Annotated in this window: 17 protein-coding genes and 7 tRNA genes; 15 read left to right on the forward strand and 9 right to left on the reverse strand. The window is 70.8% G+C overall.

The annotated features are described in order from the left end of the window. The first annotated feature begins 184 nt into the window (after positions 1-184). Entirely contained in the window at positions 185-1,036 is an 852-nt protein-coding gene (locus ACU6WZ_RS15285) for a DUF8083 family protein (protein ID WP_447028613.1), read from the forward strand. 481 nt (positions 1,037-1,517) lie between these two features. Next, entirely contained in the window at positions 1,518-1,724 is a 207-nt protein-coding gene (bldC, locus tag ACU6WZ_RS15290) for a developmental transcriptional regulator BldC (RefSeq protein ID WP_003949541.1), read from the forward strand. Between the two features lie 419 nt (positions 1,725-2,143). Here bldC and ACU6WZ_RS15295 read toward each other — a convergent pair whose 3' ends face one another. The 3 genes from ACU6WZ_RS15295 to hrpA all read right to left on the reverse strand — a co-directional run bounded on the left by ACU6WZ_RS15295 (position 2,144) and on the right by hrpA (position 6,619). Further along, complete coding sequence (locus ACU6WZ_RS15295) at positions 2,144-2,389, reverse strand: DUF6274 family protein (RefSeq protein ID WP_447028614.1); 246 nt, start codon at positions 2,387-2,389, stop codon at positions 2,144-2,146. A 115-nt stretch (positions 2,390-2,504) separates the two neighbouring features. Continuing rightward, positions 2,505-2,579, reverse strand: a tRNA-Asp gene (locus ACU6WZ_RS15300). Between the two features lie 92 nt (positions 2,580-2,671). Next, on the reverse strand, positions 2,672-6,619 hold the full coding sequence (hrpA, locus tag ACU6WZ_RS15305; RefSeq protein ID WP_447028615.1) for an ATP-dependent RNA helicase HrpA: 3,948 nt from the start codon (positions 6,617-6,619) through the stop codon (positions 2,672-2,674). A 202-nt stretch (positions 6,620-6,821) separates the two neighbouring features. Here hrpA and ACU6WZ_RS15310 point away from each other — a divergent pair, with 202 nt between their 5' ends. The 4 genes from ACU6WZ_RS15310 to ACU6WZ_RS15325 all read left to right on the forward strand — a co-directional run bounded on the left by ACU6WZ_RS15310 (position 6,822) and on the right by ACU6WZ_RS15325 (position 9,599). After that, positions 6,822-7,316, forward strand: coding sequence for a hypothetical protein (locus ACU6WZ_RS15310; RefSeq protein ID WP_447028616.1), 495 nt, complete (start codon positions 6,822-6,824; stop codon positions 7,314-7,316). A gap of 54 nt (positions 7,317-7,370) precedes the next feature. Beyond that, positions 7,371-7,895, forward strand: coding sequence for a hypothetical protein (locus tag ACU6WZ_RS15315; protein WP_447028617.1), 525 nt, complete (start codon positions 7,371-7,373; stop codon positions 7,893-7,895). 73 nt (positions 7,896-7,968) lie between these two features. Continuing rightward, positions 7,969-8,760, forward strand: a complete 792-nt coding sequence (locus ACU6WZ_RS15320; RefSeq protein ID WP_447028618.1) for a DsbA family protein — start codon at positions 7,969-7,971, stop codon at positions 8,758-8,760. Beyond that, positions 8,757-9,599, forward strand: a complete 843-nt coding sequence (locus tag ACU6WZ_RS15325) for a cytochrome c biogenesis CcdA family protein (RefSeq protein WP_447028619.1) — start codon at positions 8,757-8,759, stop codon at positions 9,597-9,599. The genes ACU6WZ_RS15320 and ACU6WZ_RS15325 overlap by 4 nt, the downstream gene beginning before the upstream one ends. A 183-nt stretch (positions 9,600-9,782) precedes the next feature. Here ACU6WZ_RS15325 and ACU6WZ_RS15330 read toward each other — a convergent pair. The 5 genes from ACU6WZ_RS15330 to ACU6WZ_RS15350 all read right to left on the reverse strand — a co-directional run bounded on the left by ACU6WZ_RS15330 (position 9,783) and on the right by ACU6WZ_RS15350 (position 11,941). Next, positions 9,783-9,859, reverse strand: a tRNA-Phe gene (locus ACU6WZ_RS15330). 129 nt (positions 9,860-9,988) lie between these two features. Then, positions 9,989-10,065, reverse strand: a tRNA-Phe gene (locus ACU6WZ_RS15335). A gap of 22 nt (positions 10,066-10,087) precedes the next feature. Continuing rightward, positions 10,088-10,162: transfer RNA gene (locus tag ACU6WZ_RS15340), tRNA-Asp, on the reverse strand. 38 nt (positions 10,163-10,200) lie between these two features. After that, positions 10,201-10,273: transfer RNA gene (locus ACU6WZ_RS15345), tRNA-Glu, on the reverse strand. 180 nt (positions 10,274-10,453) lie between these two features. Continuing rightward, positions 10,454-11,941 carry a metallophosphoesterase family protein gene (locus ACU6WZ_RS15350; protein ID WP_447028620.1) on the reverse strand — a complete coding sequence of 496 codons (1,488 nt, stop codon included), beginning with the start codon at positions 11,939-11,941 and terminating at the stop codon, positions 10,454-10,456. A gap of 115 nt (positions 11,942-12,056) precedes the next feature. Between ACU6WZ_RS15350 and ACU6WZ_RS15355 the strand changes: the two genes are divergently transcribed. From ACU6WZ_RS15355 to ACU6WZ_RS15395, 9 genes are all read left to right on the forward strand, one after another. Continuing rightward, on the forward strand, positions 12,057-12,407 hold the full coding sequence (locus ACU6WZ_RS15355; protein WP_447028621.1) for a metallopeptidase family protein: 351 nt from the start codon (positions 12,057-12,059) through the stop codon (positions 12,405-12,407). Further along, positions 12,404-12,934, forward strand: a complete 531-nt coding sequence (locus ACU6WZ_RS15360; protein ID WP_447028622.1) for a fluoride efflux transporter FluC — start codon at positions 12,404-12,406, stop codon at positions 12,932-12,934. The genes ACU6WZ_RS15355 and ACU6WZ_RS15360 overlap by 4 nt, the downstream gene beginning before the upstream one ends. Next, the gene (locus ACU6WZ_RS15365) at positions 12,931-13,329 is read left to right on the forward strand and encodes a fluoride efflux transporter FluC (protein ID WP_447028623.1); all 399 of its coding nucleotides are present in this window, start codon (positions 12,931-12,933) and stop codon (positions 13,327-13,329) included. Before ACU6WZ_RS15360 ends, ACU6WZ_RS15365 begins: the two co-directional genes overlap by 4 nt. A 246-nt stretch (positions 13,330-13,575) precedes the next feature. Beyond that, positions 13,576-14,163, forward strand: a complete 588-nt coding sequence (locus ACU6WZ_RS15370) for a hypothetical protein (RefSeq protein ID WP_447028624.1) — start codon at positions 13,576-13,578, stop codon at positions 14,161-14,163. A gap of 197 nt (positions 14,164-14,360) precedes the next feature. Continuing rightward, complete coding sequence (locus tag ACU6WZ_RS15375; RefSeq protein WP_447028625.1) at positions 14,361-16,748, forward strand: DEAD/DEAH box helicase; 2,388 nt, start codon at positions 14,361-14,363, stop codon at positions 16,746-16,748. 458 nt (positions 16,749-17,206) lie between these two features. Next, positions 17,207-17,279: transfer RNA gene (locus ACU6WZ_RS15380), tRNA-Lys, on the forward strand. 403 nt (positions 17,280-17,682) lie between these two features. After that, complete coding sequence (locus ACU6WZ_RS15385) at positions 17,683-17,883, forward strand: DUF5988 family protein (protein WP_447028626.1); 201 nt, start codon at positions 17,683-17,685, stop codon at positions 17,881-17,883. A 132-nt stretch (positions 17,884-18,015) separates the two neighbouring features. Beyond that, positions 18,016-18,089: transfer RNA gene (locus tag ACU6WZ_RS15390), tRNA-Met, on the forward strand. Positions 18,090-18,305: 216 nt separating this feature from the next. After that, the gene (locus ACU6WZ_RS15395; protein ID WP_447028627.1) at positions 18,306-19,430 is read left to right on the forward strand and encodes a PP2C family protein-serine/threonine phosphatase; all 1,125 of its coding nucleotides are present in this window, start codon (positions 18,306-18,308) and stop codon (positions 19,428-19,430) included. On the opposite strand, the gene ACU6WZ_RS15400 is transcribed toward ACU6WZ_RS15395, so the two are convergent. Continuing rightward, positions 19,420-20,463: a DUF2332 domain-containing protein gene (locus tag ACU6WZ_RS15400; protein ID WP_447028628.1), complete on the reverse strand. Its 1,044-nt coding sequence runs from the start codon at positions 20,461-20,463 to the stop codon at positions 19,420-19,422. The two genes, ACU6WZ_RS15395 and ACU6WZ_RS15400, sit on opposite strands and share 11 nt — an antisense overlap. Positions 20,464-20,478: the final 15 nt, after the last annotated feature.

Genomic DNA, 20,478 nt, shown 5'->3' on the forward strand with positions numbered 1-20,478 from the left:
GGTGACTCCCAAGTACGAGGCGTGTGCCCTCCTGCGGGTGGGGAGGGCCGGTGGGCAAGAGCGTAAGACCTGCCGGGCCCCCGGTGGGACCCCGTGCCGGGGATGACCCCCGTGAGGAGTACCCGTGGGACGATTCCACTCCGGTCGGCTCCGGTTCTGTCCGGCCCGAGTGTGAGGAGCAGGTGTGGCCCAGGCGTCGTCGCTGATCGTCCCGTACGCCTCGTATCTGAGGGTGTACGAACCGCTGGCCGCGTTCCCCGAGCCGGAACGCGGTCACTGGGAGCGCTACGCGGGGCGCGAGCGGCTGCCCACCGCCCAGGACGAACTGCGGCGCTCCCTCGCCGGTCTGCGGGGCGCAGCGCCCGCCCCGGTGCCGGTCCAGGAGAGCGGCGACGCCTTCGTGACCGAGATGGACGGGGTGGTGTGCGTCTGCCCGTGGCGGACCAGGCTGCGCGGCTGGCTGGCCCTGGCGGAACTGCCCGGGCTCCTGCCGGCCCCGCTGCTGGACGCGGCGCTGCCGCCGCTGGTGCGGGAGCGGGCGGCCGCGGACTTCGAGCGGTGGCTGGAGCGCAACCCGCAGGCGCGGCCGTGGATCAGGAGCGCGGTGTGGCAGGTGCCGGTGCGCTGGTTCACCCTCTTCGCCGGCGACGAGCGGGAGCACGCGAAGGCGCAGGGGGAGGAGGCGCCCGTACTGCGCTACCGGACGCCGATGGTGCAGGCGCGGCGGCGGCTGGCGCGGACGCTCAGGACGCTGCGCGAGCAGCTCGACGACGACGCGGCCCGTCCGCTCACCGACGGCCTGGTGGATGTGGGGCGATGGCTGGAGGAGTTCCACCCCAAGTCTCTGGTCGAGCTCGACTACGGCGGTCTGGTGCACCTGCTCACGCCGGACCAGCTGGCCGACGATCTCTCGGCCGTGGACGCGGCGGAGGCGGTCGCCGCGCTGCGGGCCGGGGACGGCGAGGGTGCCGAGGAGGCGTACGGGCGCCTGACGGAGCGTTGGCGGGCAGTGCGGCAACGGCAGTTCGCGAACTGACGTCCGGCAGCCGGGGCCGGGGCCGGGGCCGGGGTCCGGGACGTAGGTCCTGAACCGGGCCTTTGTGTCAAGCGTGATGGACAGCACTTAGTGGGCTCTTGCGCCCATCCCCCTTCCTCGTGCCAAAATAGGACAAGGAGCCCGGCGAGGGCTCCTTCCGTCCGACTAAGGGCGGAATAGCTCGGTATTGCTTGCTATGGGGAGCCTGGTGGCTCCTGATCGCTCTGTGACTGATCGTCACTGTGACGTGACTGTCCGCTATGGCATGGTCCATCGGCTTCGTCGCTGATGAACACCTGGGAGGGCAATTCCATCGGTTTGGCCGACGTGGCTGGACGGATGGTGTAGTTGTAGTGCCGAGGACAAGCCGTTCGTCCTATAACCGACTCGGCCCGCGTCCACCATTTCGGGCAACGCGGGTCAAGGTGCAGAATTTAGAGGAAAGAACCGTGATGGTTCGGTTCTCCCGAGGAGGCCGCTCATGACCGCTCGCACCCCTGACGCCGAGCCGCTGCTGACCCCGGCTGAGGTTGCCACGATGTTCCGCGTGGACCCGAAGACGGTTACGCGCTGGGCCAAGGCAGGCAAGCTCACGTCCATCCGCACGCTTGGTGGACACCGGCGTTACCGCGAGGCAGAGGTCCGCGCACTGCTTGCGGGCATTCCGCAGCAGCGCAGCGAGGCCTGAACAACCGAATAACCCGCATTACCGGGCAATCCTCCGGGTCCCCCAACCCGGACGCCCACCCCGCACCACGCGACAGGCGTCTGCCCCAACAGGCGCCACATCCATGCAATACGGGTGCGTCGTTGATCGCGTTGGACTCCGCCGGGTCCAGCGCGATCTTTTTTTGTGCCCGCGCTCGCGTCGGTGTCCGGGCTTCCTTGGGGCCCCTGGCGACCCCTCTGACCTGCGATCCGACGGGTCCTGGCGGCCCCGGGCCGGCCCTCTGAGGGCAGTGCAATTGCACATATTAAATTGACCTGTTGTAGGGGGGGTGTAAGTCCACCGGTTTCAAAAACTGGTTGAGTGACCCCCGTCACACGGCATGAGGTCTGCCTCTTCCGAGAGTCCCAGCGAACGGAGGGCCCTGCCAGCGCCGTTGGTCACGGCGACGAGGGGCCTTGGTCCTCCGCGTGGTCCTCCGCGTTGCCGGCGGCGTCCCCGTACGCCTCGGGCTCTACGGGCTCCCCGTTCGCCTCTGCCTCTTCGGCCGCCTCGGGCTCCAAGGCGAGCCTCAGGAGGCGATGGCAGATGGGGCAGTGCCTTGTGAGATGCCGGAACCCCGTCGAGGCCGCCAGATGGGCGCGCAGCAGTGCGCGCGTCTCGTGCCTGACCGTGGATGCCCCCATGCGCCACCTCCCGGTGCGGGCCCCCGATGCCCTGATGCCTGGGTACCGGTGGCAGATGACACAGTCAAGACGCAGGAAGGCCCGGATCCTTGTGGATCCGGGCCTTCGATCTGTGCGGTCCTGACGGGATTTGAACCCGCGGCCTCCACCTTGACAGGGTGGCGAGCACTCCAAACTGCTCCACAGGACCTTGATTCGCTTCGCCGTCTTGCGTGGCGCTGCGAAGACAGACTGTACAGCAGGTCAGAGGGTGCGGTCGAACCCGATCGCAACGGAGCCGGTTTACGGCGCCGCAGCGTCGATCGCCTTCACGATCCGCTTGTCCGAGACGGGCTGCGCCGTCCCCAGCGCGTGCGCGAAGTAGCTCACCCGCAGCTCCTGGATCATCCACCGGATGTCGAGGACCTGCTGCGGCACCGGCCGCCCCTGCGGCAGCTGTTCCAGCAGCCAGGCGTACTCGTCCTGCATCTCGTGGACCTTCTGCATGCGCGTGGTGTCGCGCTGCACGGCCGTCGGCATCTGCTGGAGCCGCCGGTCGGCGGCGACCAGGTAGCGCATCAGGTCGGGCAGCCTGCGCAGCCCGGTCTTCGTGACGAAGCCGGCCGGCACGAGAGCCGCCAGCTGGTCGCGTACGTCGGCGAGGTTGGTCATCAGGGCCAGGCTGGTGGTGGCCTTCAGGCGGCGCTCGCAGGCCTGCCAGGCGGCGAGGATCTGCTGGACCTGGTTCACCGTGCGTACGGTCGTGTCCACCAGGTCGGCGCGGACCTTGTCGTACAGCTTCCGGAACGATTCCTCGTCCCAGGCCGGGCCCCCGTGGTCCGCGATCAGCTTGTCGGCCGCGGCGGTCGCGCAGTCCTCGAAGAGCGCCTGGATCGAGCCGTGCGGATTGCGGGACAGCGCCAGCTTGTGCTGGTTGCTGAGCTTGTCCGAGGCGAACTTGGCAGGGCTGACGGGGATGTTGAGCAGGATGAGCCTGCGGGTGCCCTGCCACATCGCCTGCTGCTGTTCGGCCTCCGTGTCGAAGAGGCGTACGGCGACAGTCCCGCCCTGGTCGACGAGGGCCGGATACGCCCGCACCGGCTGCCCGGCCCGCCGCGTTTCGAAGACGCGGCTGAGCGAGCCGATCGTCCAGTCCGTGAGGCCGGTACGTTCGATGGACTCGCCCGTTGGTCCCGCGGTGGCCGCCGCGGCCTTGGAGAGGGCCTGGCGGGCCTTGGGGCGCAGCTTCAGCCGCAGCGCCTCCAGGTCCTTGTCCTCGGCGAGGTTCCTGCGCCGCTCGTCTACGATTCGGAACGTGATCTTCAGGTGGTCCGGGACCCGTGACAGGTCGAAGTCGTCCGCCTCGACGGGGACGCCGACCATCCGCTTCAGCTCACGGGCGAGGGTGAACGGGAGCGGTTCCTGCAGGGGCACCGCCCGGTCCAGGAACTTGTCGGCGTAGTTCGGCGCGGGGACGTAATGGCGGCGGATCGGTTTCGGGAGCGAGCGGATCAGCTCGGTCACGACCTCCTCGCGCAGGCCCGGGATCTGCCAGTCGAAGCCGTCGGACGTGACCTGGTTGAGGACCTGGAGCGGGATGTGGACGGTCACACCGTCCGCGTCGGCGCCCGGCTCGAACTGGTACGTCACCCGGAATTTCAGCGTCCCCTGGCGCCATGAGTCCGGATAGTCGTCCTTGGTGACCGCGCCGGCCTTCTCGTTGATGAGCATTTCGCGCTCGAAGTCGAGGAGTTCGGGCTCCTCGCGCTTCTTGTGCTTCCACCACGCGTCGAAGTGGGCGCCGGACACCACGTCCTGCGGGATGCGCCCGTCGTAGAAGTCGAAGAGCGTCTCGTCGTCCACCAGGATGTCGCGGCGGCGGGCGCGGTGCTCCAGTTCCTCGACCTCGGTGAGGAGCTTGCGGTTGTCGGCGTAGAACTTGTGGTGTGTACGCCAGTCGCCCTCGACCAGGGCGTTGCGGATGAAAAGGTCGCGGCTCGTCTCCGGGTCGATCCGGCCGTAGTTGACCTTGCGCTGGGCGACGATCGGGACGCCGTACAGCGTCACTCGTTCGTACGCCATCACGGCGGCCTGGTCCTTCTCCCAGTGCGGCTCGCTGTAGGTGCGCTTGAGAAGGTGCTGGGCGAGCGGCTCGATCCACTCCGGTTCGATCTTCGCGTTGACGCGGGCCCACAGCCGGGACGTCTCGACGAGTTCGGCGGACATGATGAAGCGCGGTTGCTTCTTGAAGAGCGCCGAGCCGGGGAAGATCGCGAACTTGGCGCTGCGGGCACCGAGGTACTCGTTCTTCTCCGTGTCCTTCAGGCCGATGTGGGAGAGCAGACCGGCCAGCAGCGACTGGTGCACGGACTGCTCGGGCGCGCCAGGGAGCGGAGCTCCCTGATCGGACACAGTCTCGTTGATGTGGATGCCCATCTGCTTCGCGACGGAGCGCAGCTGGGCGTAGATGTCCTGCCATTCGCGAATGCGCAGGAAGTTGAGGTACTCCGACTTGCACATCCGGCGGAAACTGGAGGAACCCCGCTCCTTCTGCTGCTCGCGGACGTACCGCCACAGGTTGAGGAAGGCGAGGAAGTCGGACGTCTCGTCCTTGAAGCGCGCGTGCTGCTGGTCCGCCTGCTGCTGCTTCTCCGACGGGCGCTCGCGCGGGTCCTGGATGGAGAGCGCGGCGGCGATCACCATCACCTCGCGTACGCAGCCGTTGCGGTCGGCCTCCAGCACCATGCGGGCCAGGCGCGGGTCGACGGGGAGCTGGGCGAGCTTGCGGCCCTGCTCGGTGAGGCGCTTCTTCGGGTCTTTTTCCGTGGGGTCCAGTGCGCCGAGCTCCTGCAGGAGCTGCACGCCGTCGCGGATGTTGCGGTGGTCCGGCGGGTCGAGGAAGGGGAACTTCTCGATGTCGCCGAGCCCGGCGGCGGTCATCTGGAGGATGACGGACGCCAGGTTCGTCCGCAGGATCTCGGCGTCCGTGAACTCGGGCCGGGTGACGAAGTCGTCCTCGTCGTACAGCCGGATGCAGATGCCGTCGGACGTACGGCCGCAACGGCCCTTGCGCTGGTTGGCGCTGGCCTGGCTGATCCGCTCGATCGGCAGGCGCTGGACCTTGGTGCGGTGGCTGTAGCGGGAGATACGGGCGGTGCCCGGGTCGATCACGTACTTGATGCCGGGGACGGTGAGGGACGTCTCGGCGACGTTCGTGGCGAGGACGATACGGCGGCCCGTGTGGCGCTGGAAGACGCGATGCTGCTCGGCGTGCGACAGGCGGGCGTACAGGGGGAGGACCTCGGTGTGTCTGAGGTTGCGCTTGTTCAGCGCGTCGGCGGTGTCGCGGATCTCGCGCTCGCCGGAGAGGAAGACGAGGACATCGCCGGGCCCCTCCGCCTGCAACTCGTCGACGGCGTCGGCGATCGCGGTGATCTGGTCACGGTCGGAGTCGTCGCCGTCCTCCTCGAGGAGCGGGCGGTAGCGGACCTCGACGGGGTACGTACGACCGCTGACCTCGACGATCGGGGCGTCACCGAAGTGGCGCGAGAAGCGCTCGGGGTCGATGGTCGCGGAGGTGATCACGACCTTGAGGTCGGGCCGCTTCGGGAGCAGCTGGGCGAGGTACCCCAGCAGGAAGTCGATGTTGAGGGACCGCTCGTGGGCCTCGTCGATGATGATCGTGTCGTACGCGCGCAGCTCGCGGTCCGTCTGGATCTCGGCGAGCAGAATGCCGTCCGTCATGAGCTTGACGAACGTCGCGTCCGGGTTGACCTGGTCGGTGAAGCGGACCTTCCAGCCGACCGCCTCGCCGAGCGGGGTCTTCAGTTCGTCCGCGATGCGTTCGGCGACGGTACGGGCGGCGAGGCGGCGGGGCTGGGTGTGGCCGATCATGCCCTTGACGCCGCGGCCCAGTTCCATGCAGATCTTGGGGATCTGCGTCGTCTTGCCGGAGCCTGTCTCGCCCGCCACGATCACGACCTGGTGGTCGCGTATCGCCTCGGCGATGTCGTCCTTGCGCCGGCTGACCGGCAGCGACTCGGGATACGTGATCTCCGGCATCCGGGCAGCGCGCCGCGCCAGCCGGGCGGCGGACTTCTCCGCCTCGGCGGCGATGTCGTCCAGCACGGACTGCCGGGCCTCGGGCCCCCGGATGCGACGGGCGCCGTCGAGGCGGCGGCCGAGCCGGTGGGCGTCGCGGAGCGGCAACGCGGCGAGCGCGGCCTGGAGGTCGGTGAAGGAAGTAGACATACCTGACTCAGGATCTCACCCGCCGGTCGCGACTGGCGAACCCATTTCCGGCGTGACCGCAGGGGCCCACCGCGTTCCAGGCCGGCGCGGCCTTTACTCTTTTGGGACACGTACGTACTCGGGCGTCCGCGCGCCCGCTGAAAACCCGCCGAGAACCCGGCCGATAGCCCAGCCAAGAACCCGCTGAGAAGAGGCCCAGCCCATGCCCCGTGCCGCCCGCCGACGGTGCCGCTTCGCGGCGACCGTGAGCGTGCTGTTCGGGGCGTTGTTCGGACTGCTCCTGTGCTCGGGCGTTTCGGCGGGCGCGGCCACCGGGGGTGACCCGGCCGGAGCGCATGCCCGTATGGCCGATGTGGCCGCTGCGGCGCTCCCGGCAGCAGCCACGGCCGACACCGGGGCGGGGGAGCCGACCACGGCCGGCGTCACGGCCGATGCGCCCGCCGTCGCCGTCGCCGCCGCCGACGAACGGCAGGTCCCCGGGTGCGGAGAGACGCCCCGGCACGACAGCGGAACCGGTTCCGTCACTCCGCCGCGCGGCGGTTCGCCGCAGGACCTGCTGCCCGAACCGCACGGCGCCCGCGCTGCCTGCGCCTCCTGGGCCGTCGACGAGTCGCTCCTGGCCATGGCCCCCGACCGCGGGCCGCCGCGGCTCATCCATCACTCCCCGATAGATCTCTCCGTCCTCCTGCGCGTGTAGGTCCCTGTCGCCGGGCCACATCACCGACGTACCTGGACAGGAGAAGAACACCTCATGCCTCTTTCCCCGCGGTCGGCGCTGCGCGCCGCGGCCGCCTGGCCCCCCGCTCGCTGGGTCGTGGCCGTCTGCGCCGCGGTGGCGTGCGCGCTGCTGCTCGGCCTGCCCACCGCCCTCGTGCCGAATCCGGTCTTCGGCCGCATCCTGGCGCCCGAGTGGTGGAACTACCCGGTACTCGCCGTGTCCGCCGCGCTCGGCGGGCTGCTCGCGGCGACGTATGTACGCACCGGAGAAGACCGCACCGGCGCCGCCGACCGCGTCGCAGGGGACCTTCCCGAAGCGCCGCGCCTTCCCGAAGCGCCGCGCGGCCGTCTCGGTGTCGTCGGCGGGGTGCTGTCGTTCCTCGCGATCGGCTGCCCCGTCTGCAACAAGCTGGTGCTGCTCGCGATCGGCACCTCCGGCGCGCAGACCCTCTGGGCACCCCTCCAGCCCGCCCTCGCCGTGTTCTCGCTGGCGTTGCTGACGGTGGCGGTCATACGCCGACTGGCCGGCGAGGTCGCCTGCCCGGTCCCCGCGCGCTGACCCGCGTCCGCACACCTCCTTCCCACGCCTCGGCGCCCCGCGCGCCGCTCATCCGTATCGGAGCACCGACCGCATGACCACGCCCAAACCCAAGCCCACGCCCAGTCCCACGCCCAAGCCAAGGAAGACGTCCCGTCGAGGCGTCGCCGTCGCGGGAATCGCCGTCGCGGCCACACTGCTCGGCGTCATCTCCTATACCGCCACCAAGCCGGCGACCGACCGCCCCGCCGCCGACGCCCCGGCCGCCGACGTGTCCGCGGACCCGGGGGCCGGCGTCTATCCCGAGCTCGCGAAGCTCGCCCGGCGCGACGCCGGGGACACCCTCGCGCAGGGCCGGAAGGACGCGCCCGTCGTCCTCATCGAGTACGCCGACTTCAAATGCGGCTTCTGCGGAAAGTTCGCCCGCGACACCGAACCCGAACTCGTGAAGGAGTACGTCGACAAGGGCGTCCTGCGCATCGAGTGGCGCAACTTCCCGGTCTTCGGCCAGGAGTCACAAGCGGCGGCCCGCGCTGCCTGGGCGGCCGGGGAGCAGGGCCGCTTCTGGCAGTTCCACGCCGCGGCGTACGCCGAAGGGGCCAAGGAGGAGGGCTTCGGGCAGGACCGGCTGGAGGCGCTGGCCGAGGAGGCGGGGGTCAAGGACCTCGCCCGCTTCACGAAGGACGCCGGGAGCGGCGCCGCGGAACAGGCCGTGAAGACGGACCAGGAGGAGGCGTACGGCCTGGGTGCCACCGCCACGCCGTCGTTCCTCATCAACGGCAGGCCGATCGCCGGAGCCCAGCCCACCGAGACCTTCACCCGGGCGATCGACGCGGCCGCGAGGACCGCGGAGGCGCAGCAGAAGAAGGCGAAGGGCGCCAAGTGACCGCCGACATCGGGTATCTGGCCGCCTTCCTCGGCGGGCTGCTCGCCCTCCTCAGCCCGTGCAGCGCTCTGCTGCTCCCCGCCTTCTTCGCGTACTCGATCGACTCGACGTCGCGGCTGATGGCCAGGACCGGCATCTTCTACGCCGGCCTCGCCACCACTCTCGTGCCGCTGGGCGCGGCGGGCTCGTACGCCGGTCGGCTCTTCTACGGGCACCGTGACCAGCTCGTCCTCGTCGGCGGGTCATTGATCATCGCCCTGGGCGTCGCGCAGCTCCTCGGGATGGGCTTCGCCTCGCGCCGTATCGCAGCGATCTCGGGGCGGATCCGTCCGACAACCGCGGTCTCGGTGTACGCCCTGGGGGCCGTCTACGGCCTCGCGGGCTTCTGCGCGGGCCCCATCCTCGGCAGCGTCCTGACGGTCGCGGCCGTCAGCGGCAGCCCGGTGTACGGCGGCCTGCTGCTGGCCGTCTACGCGTTGGGAATGGCCGTACCGCTGTTCCTCCTCGCCCTGCTCTGGGAGCGTTACGAGCTGGGCAAACGGCAGTGGCTGCGCGGCCGCGCGCTGCGGCTCGGCCGTTTCGATCTGCACAGCACGTCGCTGCTGTCAGGGCTCTTCTTCATCGCGTTGGGCACGCTCTTCCTCGTCTTCGACGGGACGACAGCGCTGCCCGGACTGCTGGACGTGGACGACTCGTTCGCGGTCGAGGAGTGGGTGGGCGGCCTCGGCGAGGCGGTGCCGGACGCGGTGCTGCTGACCGGCGTAGTGGCTTTGGCGGCAGCAGCCTTCGGCGTGCGCACCTGGCTCCGCTCCCGCAGGGAACCGGCGAAGGAGGGCTGATGGAGGGCTGACGTGAAGGGGTCCCGCCCAGCGACGGGCGGGGCCCCTTCGGCGTGGTGGCGGGGGCCGATCGCTCGCGCGGCCTGTCGCCGGTGGACGTAACGCAAAAGACCCCGCTGTGGGGCGAGGTGCCGTAGCCGGCGTCGCGGGCCCGTCCCCTATCGCGCACCAGGCCGTTAGGTCTGGTGGCTGGGGCCGGGATCGAACCGGCGACCTATCGCTTTTCAGGCGATCGCTCGTACCAACTGAGCTACCCAGCCACGCACCTCTTGCGAGATGCAGCGGTCCTGACGGGATTTGCTGTGTCTGATGGCGGCTCCGCCGCGGGCGCGGCCTCTGTGCGGGTGGGGAGCGCAGAAGACCCCGCTGGTGGGCGGGGTCTTTGGGTGTGGTGGCTGGGGCCGGGATCGAACCGGCGACCTATCGCTTTTCAGGCGATCGCTCGTACCAACTGAGCTACCCAGCCACGCACCTCTTGCGAGATGCAGCGGTCCTGACGGGATTTGAACCCGCGGCCTCCACCTTGACAGGGTGGCGAGCACTCCAAACTGCTCCACAGGACCAAGCGTGGTGCGAGACAAGTCTCGCACACGGTTGTGCGTGCCCCCAACGGGATTCGAACCCGTGCTACCGCCTTGAAAGGGCGGCGTCCTGGGCCACTAGACGATGAGGGCTAAAGGCCCGCCTGGGCGCTTTGCAGCGCGTCGGGGACGTCAGAAGCATAGGTGATGGCGGGACCGTTCGCCAAAACGGTTTAGACGGTCTTGGGAGGCCGGGGCGAACCCGGGTGGCGTTGACGGGTCACGGGTGTCACCGGCCACGGGTGTCGCGGGTCATGTGTCTCGGGTCATGGGTCACGGCCCCTTGGGGAGCCGGCGGCTGACCTCGGCCGTCGTCAGGCCCAGGCCGCCCAGGGTGATCTCGTCCCACGCCTGCAGCCGTTTGCTCGTGCGGTCCAGGTAGAGCACCGACGCCCGTACCTTCTCCGGCTTGTCGTTCTGGAGCGCCCGCAGGCCGCCGCCGCCCGTCGAGCCCTCGATCTTGAGACGGGTGCCGTGCGGGAGAACCTCGTTCAAGCGGTTGTGTACGTGCCCCGCCAGTGCCAGCGGAACCGTCCCGTCCGTCTCGCGGGCCGCCACCGGGTTGTGGACCACCGCGATGTCCACCGGCGTGCCGGCCCGTTTCTGGTCGCGCAGGGCCGAGGCGAGACGGATCCCCGCCATCCGTTCGGCGGGGTCGCCCTCGGCCACGACCGTGCGGTCCGGGGTGAACTGTGGATCGCCCGTACCCGCGACCCGCAGGCCCGCCACCGTGACCGCGCGGCCCTCGTCGAGGACGTGCACGCCCTGGAGTCCCTCCAGGTAGCGCTGTGTGCCGGCCGAGTCGTGGTTGCCGCGGACCCAGACGTAGGGCGCGCCGAGGTCGGAGATCGGGTCGAGGAAGCTGTTCTCGGCGCCGCTGCCGTGGTCCATCGTGTCGCCCGAGTCGATGATCACGTCGATCTCGTACTGCTCGACGAGCGAGCCGATGATGTGCCACGACGCCGGGTTCAGGTGGATGTCCGAGACGTGCAGTACGCGCATCGTGGCCGGGTCCGGCTGGTAGGTCGGGAGGGTCGAGGTGGCCTCGTACAGCTTGGTCACATTGGTGACGAGCCGCGCCAGCTCCTTTTGGTAGACGTCGAACTCGGTGACGATGCTGCGCGCGTTGCCGACGACGGCCGGGGCGGAGGACAGCAGGCCGGAGAATTTCGGCTCCAGTACGGACTTGGGATTCCAGGTGGCGTACGCGCTCGCGCCGGACGCCGCCAGCAGCGCGAGCGCGAGGCCGCCCGCGGCCAGGGCGCGGCGGGGGCGCCGGTAGACGGCCAGGCCGAGGGCGGTGGCGCCGGAGACGACGGCGACACAGGAGCGTACGGCCAGCTCGGTGGTGCCATCGGCGACATCGCCGGTGATCTCCTCCTGGAGGCCCGACAGGCGTTCGGGGTGTTCGACGAGGGCCTGGGAGCGGACCGGGTCGAGCTGGTCGACGTCCACGTCGAGGCGCAGCGGAGCGATGTGGGTGTCGAGTTCGAGCGCGCCGAGCGGCGAGACGTTGATCTTCGTGCCGCCGGACGCGGACGGCCGCAGGGTCATGCTGGTGTCCACCGGCCCGACCGGCGTGCGCACGCTGCCGACGATCAGCAGCCCGAGCCACGCGCCGATCAGCACCACGGTCATCAGGCCGAGCACCCGCGCGTACGGGTGGGGTGTGTGCATGAGGGTGCTGGTGGGGGCTGTGTCGCGTGAGCGGTAGTGGCGCAGTAGGCGGGCGGACGTGGCACGGAAAGGGGCGCGGGCCATTGCTGCCCTATGCCCACCCGGGCGGTCGCCCATGCCGGGTGGTTACTGCGTTCGGGCAGGCGCCGGGAGATCGGCGGAAGGTCACACGGGTGACGACACGGGTGACAATGGGCTGGTGCTGGAGATGACGCGTGAGGAGTTCGAGGAACTGGTCGCCGAGGCGCTGGACAGGATCCCGCCGGAGCTGACGCGGCTGATGGACAACGTCGCGGTGTTCGTGGAGGACGAACCGCCGACGGAGGAGCCCGAGCTGCTCGGGCTCTACGAGGGAACGCCGCTGACGGACCGTGGTGAGTGGTACGCGGGGGTGCTGCCGGACCGGATCACGATCTACCGGGGCCCGACGCTGCGTTTCTGTGAGTCCCGGGAGGACGTGGTCGCAGAGACCGAGATCACGGTCGTCCACGAGGTGGCGCACCACTTCGGGATCGACGACGAGCGGCTGCACGCGCTGGGGTACGGGTGAGCGGTGCCGACCCGGGGGCCGGTCGGGAAGCCGGCCTGGGGGGTGGCCGGGGTGTCGACCCGGATGTCGACCTGCGGGTGGCCGCGCAGCGCGCCGAGACCGCCGGGCGCGGCAGGTGGCGGGTGCTCGCGGCGGTCTCGGCCGGCGGGGTGCTGGGCGCGCTGGCCAGGCACGGGGCGGCGGCCTTGTGGCCGGGCGGTGTGTGGACGACTTTCGGCGTCAATGTGCTGGGCAGCGGGCTGATCGGCGTGCTGATGGTGCTGGTCGGCGAGCAGGGCCGGGGGCACCCGCTGCTCCGGCCGTTCCTCGGGGTCGGCGTGCTCGGCGGCTTCACGACCTTCTCCACGTACGCCGTGGATGTGGCGCGGCTCCTGGAGCGGGGCGAGGCGGTCACCGCGATGGGGTACGCCGCGGGGACGTGCGCGGGGGCGCTGGTAGCGGTGTGGCTGGCGGCGACGCTGACGCGGGCCGATGCCGGGACGCGGGCCGGTACCGCACGGTCCCGGGCGGCGGCGAAGTCGCCGTGATCTGGGTGCTGGTGGCCGTCGGGGCCGCGATCGGGGCGCCGCTGCGGTACCTGACGGACCGTGCGGTGCAGGGGCGGTGCGCCGGGGAGGGGCTGTTCCCGTGGGGGACATTCGTGGTCAACGCCGTGGCGAGCCTGGTGCTGGGAGTGCTGACGGGGGCCCTGGTGTCAGGCGCCCTGGTGTCGGGGGCCCTGGTGTCCTCGGGAACGTACGCGCTGCTCGGGACCGGGCTGTGCGGGGCCCTGTCGACGTACTCGACCTTCAGCTACGAGACGCTCACGCTGGCCGAGCGCGGCCGGCCGTTCCTCGCGGCGGTCAACGTGGCGGCTTCGCTGCTGGTGGGGCTCGGCGCGGTCGCCCTGGGGTCCGGGCTCGCGCGGGGACTGTCGGCGTAACGGCCGGCGCGACCGGCCGGTGCGACGAATGCAGTAGACGAATGGAGTAACGGCGCGGCCCGCGTGTCCCTTGCGGGGCAAAGGGAGTTGGGCAGTGCAGCCCTGCTCGCCCTGCCCCGGAGGTGCCGCCCCGTGCGCCAGTTGCTCCCGCCTGCCCGATCGGCCGCTGTGAGATTGGTCGCCGTGAGATCGGCCGCTGTGAGATTGGCCGCTGCCGTACTCGCGGTCGCGGCGTCCGCTGGCTGCATGAGCGTCAGCGACGAGGGCGCCGCCCCCGCCCCGTCCCGTACGGGCGCCGGGCAGGGCGCGGCGGCGGAGCCGGACGCGGGGAAGGCGCAGAGCGGGACGGGGATCGGCCGCACGGGCGCCTGGGAGGCGCCCGGCGCCGACGGGAAGCGGGCGAGCGGGAAGAAGGGTCACGGGGACCGCGAGGGGAAGTCCCCAGGTGGCGAGGGCGGCGGGGACGGCGAGGGCGCCGGGGACGACGGCGCTTCGGAGAGCCCCGGCGCGTCGCCGGGTACTTCCGCCGCGCCGCCGGAGCCCGGCCGTCCCCCGGTGCAGGGCGGCACCCGGCCGAAGCCGCGCCCCGGCGTGCCGACGCCCCCCTCGGGGGGTGGCACGACGCCCCCGGCGCCGCCGCCCGAGCCGACCCCGCCGCCGGTGACGGAGCCGCCGCCCCCGGAGCCGTCCGAACCCGAGCCGACACCTCCGCCGCCTTCCGCGTCGCCGGCGGCGGATCTGCGGGCCTCGGAGCACGCGGAGCACCGGGAGATGTGGCGTGAGCCGGAGGCATCGCCGCAGGTGGGGCCGGTTCGGGGGGCCCGATTTGCCTAATGCGGGGGAGGGTGCGTATGGTTATAGATCGTTTGATCCCATTGCCCGGCGCCGTTGTGTCCCCGTAAAGAGCGAGGACCTGGAGCGCCCCGTGGCGCGTACTCTCCCTTGCCGTGACTGACCGCATTGAGGCGGTCGATTTGCGATTTCACGGAGTTTGGGCGCGTGCCGAGACTCCGAGAGGTTTCGCATTCCGCATGTCCATTTCCAGTACTGACCGCACCGCCATGCCCGAGAACGAGACGGCCGCACCGGCCGCCGACGTCATCGAGGCCGCAGAGCTCACCGAGAACACCACCGTCGCCGTCGAGGTCGCCGAGATCGCTGACGCAGCTGAGATCGCTGACGCAGCTGAGATCGCCGACGCAGCCGAGATCGCTGACGCAGCTGAGATCGCCGACGCAGCCGAGATCGCTGACGCGGCCGAAGAGGCCGACTCCGAGCCCGGCATCACCTTCACCAGCCTGGGCCTGCCCGAGGGCGTCGTCCGCAAGCTCGCTCAGAACGGCGTCACCGCCCCCTTCCCGATCCAGGCCGCGACCATCCCGGACGCCCTGGCCGGCAAGGACATCCTCGGCCGTGGCCGCACCGGCTCCGGTAAGACCCTCTCCTTCGGTCTGCCGACCCTGGCCACGCTGGCCGGCGGTCACACCGAGAAGAAGAAGCCCCGCGCGATCATCCTCACCCCGACGCGTGAACTCGCGATGCAGGTCGCGGACGCGCTTCAGCCGTACGGCGACGTACTCGGCCTGAAGATGAAGGTCGTCTGCGGCGGTACGTCCATGAGTAACCAGATCTACGCCCTGGAGCGCGGCGTCGACGTCCTCGTCGCCACCCCGGGCCGTCTGCGCGACATCATCAGCCGCGGCGCCTGCTCGCTCGCCAACGTCCAGGTCGCCGTCCTCGACGAGGCCGACCAGATGTCCGACCTGGGCTTCCTGCCCGAGGTCACCGAGCTGCTCGACCAGATCCCCGGCGGCGGCCAGCGGATGCTCTTCTCCGCCACCATGGAGAACGAGATCAGCACGCTGGTCAAGCGCTACCTGACGAACCCGGTCACCCACGAGGTCGACAGCGCCCAGGGCAACGTCTCGACCATGACCCACCACGTCCTCGTCGTGAAGCCGAAGGACAAGGCGCCGGTCACGGCCGCGATCGCCGCCCGCAAGGGCCGCACGATCATCTTCGTACGCACCCAGCTGGGCGCGGACCGTATCGCCGAGCAGCTCCAGGAATCGGGCGTCAAGGCCGACGCGCTGCACGGCGGCATGACGCAGGGCGCCCGTACCCGCGTCCTCGAAGACTTCAAGAAGGGCTACGTCAACGCGCTCGTCGCCACCGACGTCGCCGCCCGCGGTATCCACGTCGACGGCATCGACTTGGTCCTGAACGTGGACCCGGCCGGTGACCACAAGGACTACCTGCACCGCTCGGGCCGTACCGCCCGTGCCGGAAAGTCCGGTGTCGTCGTATCCCTGTCGCTGCCGCACCAGCGGCGTCAGATCTTCCGGCTGATGGAGGACGCGGGCGTCGACGCCTCGCGCCACATCGTCGGTGGGGCCGGTGCGTTCGAGCCGGAGGTCGCCGAGATCACCGGCGCGCGTTCGCTGACCGAGGTGCAGGCCGACTCGGCCAACAACCTCGCCAAGCAGGCCGAGCGCGAGGCCAAGGACCTGACCCGGGAGCTGGAGCGCGTCCAGCGCCGTGCCACCGAGCTTCGCGGGGAGGCCGACCGTCTGGTCGCCCGCGCGGCGCGCGAGCGCGGCGATGACCCGGAGGCCGCTGTCGCCGAGGTGGCGCAGGCCGCCGAGGCGGAGGTCGCGGCCGCAGCCGCGGCCGAGGCCGCCGCTGTGCCGGCCCAGGCGGAGCGCCGCGACGACCGCGGCAACTTCCAGCGCCGTGACGACCGCGGTGGAGACCGTGGCGGCTTCCGTCGTGACGACCGCGGTGGCGACCGTGGCGGTTTCAACCGTGACCGTGGTGGCGAGCGCGGTGGTTTCCAGCGTCGTGACGACCGTCCGGCCGGTGGCGACCGTGGTGGCCGTTCGTTCGAGCGTCGCGACGACAACCGTGGTGGCGGCTTCCGCCGCGACGACCGCCCGGCGACCGGTGGTGGCGAGCGCGGTGGTTTCCAGCGTCGTGACGACCGTCCGGCCGGTGGCGACCGTGGTGGCCGTTCGTTCGAGCGTCGCGACGACAACCGTGGTGGCGGCTTCCGCCGCGACGACCGCCCGGCGACCGGTGGTGGTGAGCGCGGTGGTTTCCAGCGTCGTGACGACCGTCCGGCGACCGGTGGTGGTGAGCGCGGTGGTTTCCAGCGTCGTGACGACCGTCCGGCGACCGGTGGTGGTGAGCGCGGTGGTTTCCAGCGTCGTGACGACCGCCCGGCGACCGGTGGCGGCTTCCGCGCCGGCGGCCACGACCGTCCGTTCAACCGCGACGACCGTCCGGCCGGCGGCGGCTTCCGCGCCGGCGGCCACGACCGCCCGCAGGGCCGTCGCGACGACCACCGCGGCAGCACGGGCACCGGCACCGGCTCGTTCGGCCGCCGCGACGACAAGCCGCGCTGGAAGCGCAACGGCTGACCGTCACCCTGATCGACCCGGCGGCGTAAGTCGCTGACCTGCGAAAGCGGGCCCGTTCTCCACGAACGGGCCCGCTTTTCTTTTGGCGACGTGAACGGCGACCGGGGCAACGACGTGTTGGTACGCCGCTCGTCCGGCGACATGAGCGGTGACGGCCTCACGGACCTGGTCGCCCGTCAGACATCGACCGGTGGCACGTACTTCTGCGCGGGCGTGTCCGGTGGGCAGCGCGGAATCTCAACGACACGGCCAAGGGCCGCGTGCAGGTCTCAACGACTGGGCCGCTCGTACAACTCCGTGGCCGGCGTCGGCGACCTCAGCAGCCGCACACAGATCCCCACCTGCTGGCAGGTCCACAAGGGCCAGTCCAGCCCCCGCGCACCCCGCGACGGGCCCGGCAACCGATACCGGATCGGCTGCCGCGCTCGCGGCAGCTATGCTCGTGGGTGATCCGCCGAGGGCCGTTAGCTCAATTGGCAGAGCAGCGGACTTTTAATCCGTTGGTTGTGGGTTCGAGTCCCACACGGCCTACCGCTCAGCCCCAGGTCAGAGAGGTTCTGATCTGGGGCTGGTCTTCGTTTCCGGAGCCTGGGGATCGCTGGCTGGGGTCTCCGTCAGGAACCGGACGGCGTCTGTGCGGTGGAGGACGATGCCGCTGTCCGTCCAGCGTGCCTCGGTGGCCCTTCAGTTGGGCGAGCGACACGTCGACGCCGACGGCGCGGGCACTGAAAGCAGCGCCGCGTGCCAGGTTGCCGCCCCCGCCGCAGCCAAAGTCCAGGACGCTCGCGTCCGACGTGACGCCCCGTCTTGTCGCGGGGCGCGGAAGAGCGACGGAAGCTAGTCGTGCTGCGGGATGGGGCAGTACGTGTCCTGACCGCAGCACGAACGCGAAGCCCGACGTGCGGGGTCGGGCGCCGGTCAGGAGACTGGGGGCATGACGCACAAGGCGCTTCTCGAGGGTGGTCCGGACGATCTGCCGGAGCGGATCGTGGCGATCACGCCCCCCGGCAAGGAGCTCAAGATCCCGCATCGCGGTGGGTACGAGCACTTCAAAGCCACGTCGAGGCATCAGGAAGGTGCGGAGGGGCGGCTCACCGTCTACGAGTGGTGGGAGCGCACGGAGATCGCCGAATAGGGCCGCGTGGGTCAGCGTGGGTCAGGTGGGTCCGAGTAGGTCCGCGTGGAGCCCCGTGGGTCGGTGCGGGTTGCGTTCGCCGGAAAGGTGGTCGGTGTTCGTTCCCTGATGGCGTACAGTTGGGTTCAACGGCGCGGGGTGGAGCAGCTCGGTAGCTCGCTGGGCTCATAACCCAGAGGTCGCAGGTTCAAATCCTGTCCCCGCTACTGAAGAAGAAAACGAAGGCCCGGATCTCGGAAGAGATCCGGGCCTTCGTCGTTTCCGGTGGCACTGTCCGGTGCCTCAGTCCGGTGCGTGGGCCAGGGGTGGGTGTCCGTCACCCGGTCGGCCGACCCCCGCTGGCTGTCCGGCGCGGCTACGGCCAGCCTGGGCCTGGCGCGGTACGGTCCGCACCCGGGAGCGGAGCGGGCAGGAGAGCACAGGTGGGGAAGCCAGACGGAAAGGCTCGCGGGTTCGCCCGTGCGCTGCCGACGCTGTTGATCGTCGGCGGATACGTCTTCGAAATCACCACCCCGCCGAGCTTCATCGGATCCCCGCTCTTCGCCGCCGCACCGCTGATCGCCGCACCCCTGTACTCCCTGCGCTACACGCTGCTGACCGGCGCCGCCGCCGTCTGTGCCGTCGTACTTCTGCATTTCGTCAGCCACACCTCGACCAGGGTGGAGTCCATCACCGAGCTGGTGACGATCGCCACCGTGGCCGCCTTCGCGGTCGTCATCAACCGCGTCGTACGCCGCAGCGGAAGGCAGCTCGCCTCCGCCCGCACCATCGCCGAGGCCGCCCAGCGCGCCGTACTCCCCACACCCGGCGACTGGATCGGCGGGCTGCACATCGCGGCACGGTACGAAGCCGCTCAGGCGGACGCGTTCATCGGCGGCGACCTCTTCGCCGTGCAGGACAGCCCGGCGGGGGTACGTCTGGTGGTCGGCGACGTACGCGGCAAGGGCCTCGACGCCGTCGAGGCGGTGGCGGTAGTCATCGGGGCGTTCCGGGAGGCCGCCGAGCAGGAGGGCTCCCTCGAAGGGGTCGCACGGCGGCTGGAGCGGGCGCTGACCCGGGAGGGCGCGCGGCGCGACGATATCGACGCCTTCGAGGGGTTCACCACGGCCGTCCTCGCCGAGATCCCGCACGGCGAGGACATCGTCAGGGTGGTCAACCGCGGCCACCCCGAGCCGCTGCTGCTGTACGCCGACGGGTCGCTGGACGCGATCGAACCTGACGCCGCCGCTCTGCCGCTGGGCATGGGCGACCTGGGGTCGTGGCCGGACCGGGCGACGCGGCGCACGTTCCCCGCCGGCGCCACGCTGCTTCTCTATACAGACGGCCTCTCCGAGGCCAGGAACACTGCGGGGGTTTTCTACGATCCGTCCGACCGGCTGCGCGGGCGGATCTTCCCCGGCCCCGAAGAGCTGCTGGACGCGCTCACCGGCGACGTACGGCTGCACACGGGCGGGGCTGCCACCGACGACATGGCGCTGCTCGCGGTCGCACGGCCGTCCGCGGGGCAGCACGGACGCCGCAGGACGGTCGGAATCGTCAAGAGGTAGGGGCAGGGGTCGGCCCAGGGGTAGGGCCAGCGGTCGGGCCAGCGGTCGGGCCAGGGGTCGGCTCAGCGGTCGGGCCGAACCAGTGCAGGCTCTGGCCGTGCGGAGCGGTGTAGGCGACGGCGCTCTCGTTGAGGGAGAGCGTGAGCAGGTGCTCGTCGTCGGGTGCGGGGGCGTCCAGCCAGGGCAGCACGGTGTAGTGCTCGTTGGAGATCCAGTGGCATGGCAGGGCGCGGACGACGGCCGCGAACTCCTCGCGGCGGGCGAGCGGCAGGTAGGTCAGTACGGCCGTGTGGAAGACGACGAGGGTGGCGCCCACCGGTGCCTCGGCGACCAGCTCCGGAAGTTCGTCGACGAGGTCCCCGCGGACGATACGGGGGCGGGGCGCCGTACGTACCGCTTCGATGGCGCCGAGCTGTTGGCGGGGCCGCTCGCTCTGGCCCGGCCAGATCAGTGACTGGAGCCAGCGGACGTCGTCCTCGTCGGTGGGGTCAAGGGGGTTGAGGTCGATGCCCGCGCGCCAGGCGATGCGGGGGAGCGCGGCGGGTACGGGCGCGGGGCCCTGCGTACGGCAGTCGAAGGTGACTGGGGACGAGCCGAGGACGGGGCCGCCGTCGTAACGGTAGGCGTAGCGGTCCGGGTGCAGGCACAGGCCGGCCGAGGCGCCGACCTCGATGAGTGCGAGGGGTTGGGGGAGCGAGGCGAGGAGGGGGAGCAGGGTCGCGCAGCGCGCGGGCTCGTTGGTCTGGGTGAAGCGCTCCAGCATCACCGCGCGTACGTCGTCCCAGTGGGCCAGGGTCCACGCGCGGAACGGTTCCCACTGCTCGTACGGTCCGCCGAGGTGGCGGACGGCGCCGAGGAGGAGATTGGGCTGCTGCTTGTTGCCCGGCGGGAGGGCGGCGACGAGGGCGCAGAGGTCCTCGTCCTCGCTGATACGGGCGGTTAGTTCGGCGTACACGGGGGAGACGCCCCGCGCCTGCTGCTCGGAGAACTCGCGGTAGCGACGGGCCACGGACTGCGTGCTGTTGACCACCATGGAGGAGAATTTATC

Source organism: Streptomyces hypolithicus, assembly GCF_052934925.1.